The following is a 6,400-nucleotide window of genomic DNA, read 5'->3' as shown; positions in this document are numbered from 1 at the left end:
AGGAGCTGCGCGCCATACAGGACGACCGCAAGGCGACCCGCAATCCGCGTCCGCCCCAGCACCAGCATGAGGGCCAGAGTCAGCGCCGACAGCAGCAGGAGCTGGTCCAACGACGTCAGGTGGGTCATGAGCTCAATCCTTTCGGGCGACGTGCGAAGGGAGCGCGGTCTGGATATAAAGCGCGCGCTCGCCCAACTGAGCGGCGTCCTCCCCCAGGCGATCGGCGACCGGCTTGAGGCCGACCGTCACTGCCAGCAGAAGCGCCCCGAGCAAGGCGGCCACGCCGAGATCGCGGCGGGCGGGCGGTGGAACCGGCGTGGGCGTGTCCTCATAGAGTCGGATGGCCACACGAAACAGATAGCTCGCCTCGATCGCCGTCGCCAGGAGGAGTGCCATCAGGGCCATCATGTCAAGTGGGGTCCCGCCCTCCGCGAGACCGATCAACACCAGTATCTTCGCCCAGAACCCGGGTAGGGGAGGCACGCCGATCAAGGAGAGCGCGAACAGGACGAACAGGGCCGAAGCCAGCGGCGAGACACCGGCCGCGCCGCTCAGCGCCTCGAGCGATCCGCTCCACCGCACCGCCAACCCGAACAGGGCGGACTTGACGATCAGATGGTGGAGCATCACGGCCAGACCGGCGAGGAGGCCGATCTCGCCGCTGATGGCGAAGGCGACGAAGACCATGCCGAGCTGACCGATCGAGGAGAAGGCCAGCATCCGCGGGAAGTCCTTGGCACGCCAGGCCGCGAGCTCTCCGGTCAGGATGCCGAGCACCCCGAGCACGAGCATCAGCTCAGCGGCCTCGGGCTGGGGAAAGATCAGCACCAGCAGACGAACGACGACCAGCACCGCGAGCTTGGAGACCAGGCCGGCGAGCAGCGCCGAGACCCGCGCCGGCGCGCCGGCATAGACCTCCGGAACCCAGGTGTTGACCGGAAACAGCTCGGCCTTGACCCCGAAGCCGATGAGCATGAGCGCGAAGGCCGCGAGACCGATCGGATTCGGCAGGGTCTCGGGTGCCAGCTGGGCGATCTGCGCCAGGTTCAGAGTACCCGTCTGCATGTAAAGAATGGCGATCCCCAGCAGGGCGAAGACCGATCCGAAGGCACTGATCATGAGATACCGGAAGGTCGCGACCTGCGAGCGTCCGGTCCCGGTGAGCGCGACCAGGCCGAAGGAGGCGACCGCCGCGAGTTCGTAGAAGACGTAGATGTTGAACAGATCGCCCGACAGGGCCAGGCCGGTCGCCGCCGCGACCAGCAGGAGCATCAGCGCGTCGCGGCGCGCGGCCTGGTCGCGCCCGCCCGCCCCCGGGCCAAACTCGGGCCAGAAGAGCAGCGCGAAGACAGGGATGGCGAGTGCGAAAAGCAGCGCGATCCGATCGGCATAGAAGAGGATGCCCAGTGGGGCGGCGAAGCCTCCTATCGCCAGGCTGAACGGGGCATCCCCGAGCTGGAGCCAGAGCTGTGCGGTGATCCCGGCCGAGAGGACCAGCAGCAGGGGTCCCAGTATGCGCGCCCCGCGGGCAGACACCCGCGCCAGCGGCTGCATCAGGAAGGCGCCAAGCAGCGGAAGGACCACAGGCAGTACCAGGTAGCCGACATCGGCGGCAAGAAGGCGGGAGAGTGTCATGTCGGCGATCATGGGCGCAGCCCATCGGCAGGCGCGGGGCTGCGCCGACCGAATCCTGCCGTTCCCCGCGACGGCGCAGGCGACAAGGGGCGTCCCCCGGCCGGCGCGTCCTGACTGGCGTCAGCTTCCACCCCGGCCGCGGCTGCCACGTCGGCATCCATGCGGTCGCGCAGCTCGCGGACGTCGAGTGTCCCGTAGGCCTGGTAGACCTTGATCAGGAGCGCGACCGCCAGCGCCTGAACACCGACGCCGATGACGATCGCCGTGAGCACCAGCACCTGCGGGATCGGATCGACCATGGATGCTGCGGGATCGCCGGCCCCCAGGATCGGCGCGACCCCGCCGGCACGAAAGCCCGTGAGGACGATCAGGAGGTTGGCACCTGACTCGGCGATGGCCAGGGCCAGCAACATACGAAACAGATGATTCGAGATCACCATGCCGAGCGCACCGATCACGGCGAGCCCGAGCGCGCCGATCAGGACGACGGTCTCGAAGGTGAACGACATCATGCGTCCGGCGCCTCCGCCTCGGCGATGTGGGCCATGATTCCGGCCAGCTCGGCACCCACCTTCAGCCCGATTGCAAGGGACAGGAGCGGCAGGGTGCCGGCGGAGAGCAGCTCGCCCATCGCGCCCTGTCCCAGGAGGGGTGCCAGAAAGTCGCCGTCCTCCACGAGTGCCCAGAGCCCGATCAGGATGAATGCGGCCCCGGCCAGCCCCTCGATCCAGCTGATCAGCGAATGCCTCAGATGGCGCGTCGGCTGCGCCAGTATGATCACGAAGAACGCTGCGGCCAAGATCACGCCGCCCTGAAAACCGCCGCCCGGCGTGAGATGACCATGCGCGATCACATAGAGTCCTACGACCAACAACAAAGGGAACAGCAGATCCGCGCCGGTGCGCAGCACCTCGCCGCCCGGCGGGTCGCGCCGCGCATTGGCATGGCGGCGCCCGAGCACCACCCCGGCGGCCGTGGCGGCGGCAAAGAGGATCGCCAGCTCGCCGAGCGTGTCGATCCCCCGATAACCCAGGAGGACCGCGGTCACCAGGTTGGCCGCACCAACCTCGTCGGGCGCGACGGCCAGGATCTCGGCGCCGACCCGCATCGAGGGCGTGCCGAATGCGAGCTGGGAGGCGATGGCCAGGAGCAGGAAAGCCAGGCCGCCCGCGAACAGGAGCGAGGCCAGGTTACGCACGGTCACGATCCTCCGCAGCCGCTTCGATGTGCCAAAGGCCCAGCCGCCGCAACGCCAGTGCCAGGATGACACCGCTCAGTCCGGCGCCGACCGCCGCTTCGGTCATGGCGACATCCGGCGCGCGCATCAGCACGAACAGAACCGTCAGGCCCAGCCCCACCACCGAGCTCGCCGCGACGGCCGCGACGAAGCTCCGCAGGAGCAGTACGGCAACGGCCGATGCCAGCATCAAGACGACCACCACCAAGGCCACCCAGGTGATCATGGCCGGCCCTCCGTCGGCTCCGCGGAGACCGGCCCGGACTCGGGTGCGCGCGCCTGCCAGGGCTTGACCCCGGAGAGATAGATGGCCCGCGCGATGGTGGAGGAGGACACCGGACTCGTGAACAGGATGAACCCGAGGATGCAGAGCAGCTTTGCCCACCACTGGGGGAAGAGAAGCGCCGCGCCGATCAGGAACGCCAATGCGCCAAGCGTGACCGCCTTGGTGCCGGCCTGGATCCGGTTGTAGACGTCGGGCATCCGCAGGAGCCCCAAGGCACCGAGGAACGCAAAAGCGGACCCGATCAGCAGAAAGAGATCCGCGATCAGCCTCATGAGCGCCCTCCTTCGATGGCCCGCGCGATGGCGACTACGCCGACGAAGGCCAGCACGCCGAAGACCAGCGCGACATCCAGATAGACGGGGCTCGCGAGCACCAGGGCCAGACCCGCGATGGCGATGGTCGTAATCACCGTCAGGGTGTCGGCCGCCACCACCCGATCCGGTGCGGTTGGACCGAGGACGAAACGCACCAGCGCGATCAGCAGGGCCGCACCCAGCAGGATGGCCGCGAGGGTCTCGAGAAGATTGGGCGTCATTTGAGAAACCCGCGAATGTGCCGCTCGAAGGCGTGCGAGATCGCCCGAGTCGCCTGATCGAGGTCGGTCCCGGGCGCGCAATCGACCCAGTGTACGAGGATCCTGTCCCCGCGGACGTCGACCGCGAGCGTGCCGGGAGTCAGCGTGATGCTGTTGGCGAGCAGCATGCGCCCCAGGGACGAGCGCAGTCTGGTCTCGACCTCGACCACGGCCGGGCGCAACGGCAGCGACGGCGACAGCACGCGACGGGCCATGTCCAGATTGGCCCGCACCAGGGCGAACAGGAATACCGCCAGGTAGCGCAGCAGGTGCAGCGGTGCCAAGGGGGAGAGCCGCACACCAGCCAGCACAGCGAGGCGCGAACCGGTCATCGCGGTGACCACGGCGCCGACGGCGAACGCCGCCGTCAGCTCGGCGGCCTTCAGGCTGCCGGCCAACAGCAGCCAGAGCAGCGCAAGCACGAGGACCGAGAAGAGATAATGACCCACCGAGGGCCGCGGATCGGCGGAGGTGTGATTCATTCGCATGCCTCAACACGACGGGGCGGATGTTTCGGAATCACGCCGCCTGGGGACTGGTCATCGGCCCCGAGCAGACGGATCGGCAAGACTGCCGGTGGGAAGTCTACGACGAATCATGAGGCTGCGCATACCCCGGCGGACTACGTAGGAGCCCGTCTGACTTGAGGGCGGTCTGCTGCACCACCGGGACAGCGGTCCGTATCCGACCGATTCCTCGGGTTAACATAGGCACACTACGCGCCTCAATATCGGTCAAATCTGTCCTCCCTGTCCCACTCGGCCCGCGACGATCGCACAAGGCGGACAGACCCCTAACCCCGTCCGTGTCCGCACAAGACACAAGGGCGTCCAGAAGGCATGCCCCCATCCCACACTGTGGTGCCCCTCGCACTGCCTCATCGGTTCCGGGGCGCTCCCGCCTCAACGCGCTCGCCGATCTCGACCCCCGGGGGCGCCGGGGCATCCAGGTCCCAGCCTCGGGGGTCGTCTGCGTCGAGCTCGAGGCCGATACTCACGGGGTCCTCGTCACTGAGGGGCGGGGCACCTTGGTCGGCATCGAGCGGCTCGCCGATGTTGATCGGTGACCCGGAGGACGTCTTCACCGGGTCGTCCAGCGGATCGTCAGCATCCATCCGGGGGCCGATGTCGATCGGTCCGTCATCGGGTCCGATCGGCTCCGAGGCTCCAGCGGGGTCCGCATCCAGCGGTCTGCCAAGGGAGATCGGCGGCCCGGCGGCGGTGGTTTCAAGCTCGAGGGAGACCGGCGGCTCGAGCCACTCGCTGCTGCGAGAGGGGGCGATGGCGCGACGAGGCTCCCCCGAGGTGTCGTGTCGGCCGCCCGCCCCTCCGGCGACCCCCGCCGGCCCTGTCTCGGCCGTCGCCGAGCTTGGCTCGGCAAGACCCGCTCTGACCGACGGGGCGTCTGCGGGTTGGAACAGGCTCACGAAGCGCATGAGACCGAGAGCGAGGGCCAGCGCGGTGATCGACATGACGATGATCCGGGGCTGCATACCGGCACTTTACCATCCGCACAGGTGTTTAAGGCCTGCTCGGCCCGTCGAGGCATCCTCGGCCCCCCCGGAACCCGAACGTGTCAGCCTCCGGGCGGAATCCGACCCTTGTTGGCCTCCAACCAGTCACGGAAAGACCGCAGCCGGGGATGGAGCGACCGGGCATTATCCGGCGAGAGCACGCGCCCAAGCCCGAAAGACCGCTGTCAGCACCCGTTTCGCATCCTCCTCGATCCCCGGCGCCCCGCTCTCACGTGGTCCCGCACAGTTGAGGACATGTACCCGGTTCGCGGCCAGCCAGTCGGCGATCGCATCGACATCCACGGCCTTCAATACGTCGCGCGTTAGCAGGGGTCTGCCGAGACGGCGCGCGAGCTCGGCCGTGAGGCGCGTGCCGCCGGTCAGGGTCCCGCGAAAGAGAATGAACGTCGCATCGCTGTCGCGGATGTTCCACTCGGTTCGTTCGGCATAGTCGGCATTCGGGGTCGACTGGAGCGGGTAGCGGTCCGGTATACGACCGTCCTCGGCACGCCGCTCGAGCGGACACCAGCCGCCGATTGGGATGCCCTGCCCGATCGCGGCATCCAGGGCGGCGCGATCGACGCCCGTCTGGCCGCCGGAAATCACGCGGACCCCGGGCTGGGTCGAAGCCGGCCCGCGCGCGCGCGCCGCGCGCAGCGCCGCGTCCTGACGGGCAAAATAGAGATCCTCCTCCGCCTTCTCCTTGAGCTTGAGCTTGTCGGGGAATCGGGTCATGCGGCTTACTCTGAACGGTTGGCGATCAGGATGACCGGGGTCGGCGCGGGCAGCCCCTCGCTGGTGCGGTCTGAATCGAGCGGCTCGAGCGACGCCATACCCCACGGATCTCGCGTCCGGCACGACGTGGTCTTGCGCTGAGGTTGCAGGCAAGGCAGAGTCGCGTCACGAAACCGCCATCTTCGTCTGTGTCGCGGTTGTTAGAATAACCGGATTGTCCTCACCCGCAGACTTGCCGTCCGAGAGAACGCAACATGATGAACAAGAACGAGATTCAAGAGGCCATCGACGAGGATGCCGATTTCGAGACGATCGTCGAGCTGGTCCCGCCCGTGCCGGACGACATCGATCTGGACGACCCCTCGCTCTACCTTAACCGCGAGCTGACCTGGCTCGCCTTCAATCGGCGCGTGCTGCACG

General features: G+C 67.9%; 9 protein-coding genes. All 9 read right to left on the bottom strand.

The annotated features are described in order from the left end of the window. Nucleotides 1-132 precede the first annotated feature (132 nt). Nucleotides 133-1,635 (bottom strand): complex I subunit 5 family protein, encoded by a 1,503-nt coding sequence (locus tag LJE61_RS01110; RefSeq protein ID WP_296917145.1) that lies wholly within the window; start codon nucleotides 1,633-1,635, stop codon nucleotides 133-135. Between the two features lie 8 nt (nucleotides 1,636-1,643). Then, nucleotides 1,644-2,147, bottom strand: a complete 504-nt coding sequence (locus LJE61_RS01105; protein WP_296917143.1) for a sodium:proton antiporter — start codon at nucleotides 2,145-2,147, stop codon at nucleotides 1,644-1,646. Next, nucleotides 2,144-2,839, bottom strand: a complete 696-nt coding sequence (locus LJE61_RS01100; protein WP_296909221.1) for an MnhB domain-containing protein — start codon at nucleotides 2,837-2,839, stop codon at nucleotides 2,144-2,146. Before LJE61_RS01100 ends, LJE61_RS01105 begins: the two co-directional genes overlap by 4 nt. Further along, nucleotides 2,826-3,098: a hydrogenase subunit MbhD domain-containing protein gene (locus tag LJE61_RS01095; RefSeq protein ID WP_296909219.1), complete on the bottom strand. Its 273-nt coding sequence runs from the start codon at nucleotides 3,096-3,098 to the stop codon at nucleotides 2,826-2,828. The genes LJE61_RS01100 and LJE61_RS01095 overlap by 14 nt, the downstream gene beginning before the upstream one ends. After that, nucleotides 3,095-3,430: a monovalent cation/H(+) antiporter subunit G gene (gene mnhG / locus LJE61_RS01090; protein WP_296909217.1), complete on the bottom strand. Its 336-nt coding sequence runs from the start codon at nucleotides 3,428-3,430 to the stop codon at nucleotides 3,095-3,097. The genes LJE61_RS01095 and mnhG overlap by 4 nt, the downstream gene beginning before the upstream one ends. Beyond that, the gene (locus LJE61_RS01085; RefSeq protein ID WP_296909215.1) at nucleotides 3,427-3,693 is read right to left on the bottom strand and encodes a monovalent cation/H+ antiporter complex subunit F; all 267 of its coding nucleotides are present in this window, start codon (nucleotides 3,691-3,693) and stop codon (nucleotides 3,427-3,429) included. Before LJE61_RS01085 ends, mnhG begins: the two co-directional genes overlap by 4 nt. After that, on the bottom strand, nucleotides 3,690-4,214 hold the full coding sequence (locus LJE61_RS01080; RefSeq protein ID WP_296909213.1) for a Na+/H+ antiporter subunit E: 525 nt from the start codon (nucleotides 4,212-4,214) through the stop codon (nucleotides 3,690-3,692). The genes LJE61_RS01085 and LJE61_RS01080 overlap by 4 nt, the downstream gene beginning before the upstream one ends. A 395-nt stretch (nucleotides 4,215-4,609) precedes the next feature. Beyond that, complete coding sequence (locus LJE61_RS01075) at nucleotides 4,610-5,203, bottom strand: hypothetical protein (RefSeq protein ID WP_296917141.1); 594 nt, start codon at nucleotides 5,201-5,203, stop codon at nucleotides 4,610-4,612. Between the two features lie 186 nt (nucleotides 5,204-5,389). Further along, a complete protein-coding gene (locus tag LJE61_RS01070) occupies nucleotides 5,390-5,980 on the bottom strand; it encodes a putative molybdenum carrier protein (RefSeq protein ID WP_296917139.1) in 591 nt (196 codons plus the stop codon). Nucleotides 5,981-6,400 lie beyond the last annotated feature (420 nt).

The organism is Thiocapsa sp. (assembly GCF_022340925.1).
Lineage (GTDB): Bacteria > Pseudomonadota > Gammaproteobacteria > Chromatiales > Chromatiaceae > Thiocapsa.
This window is presented reverse-complemented; position numbering and strand designations above follow the sequence as displayed.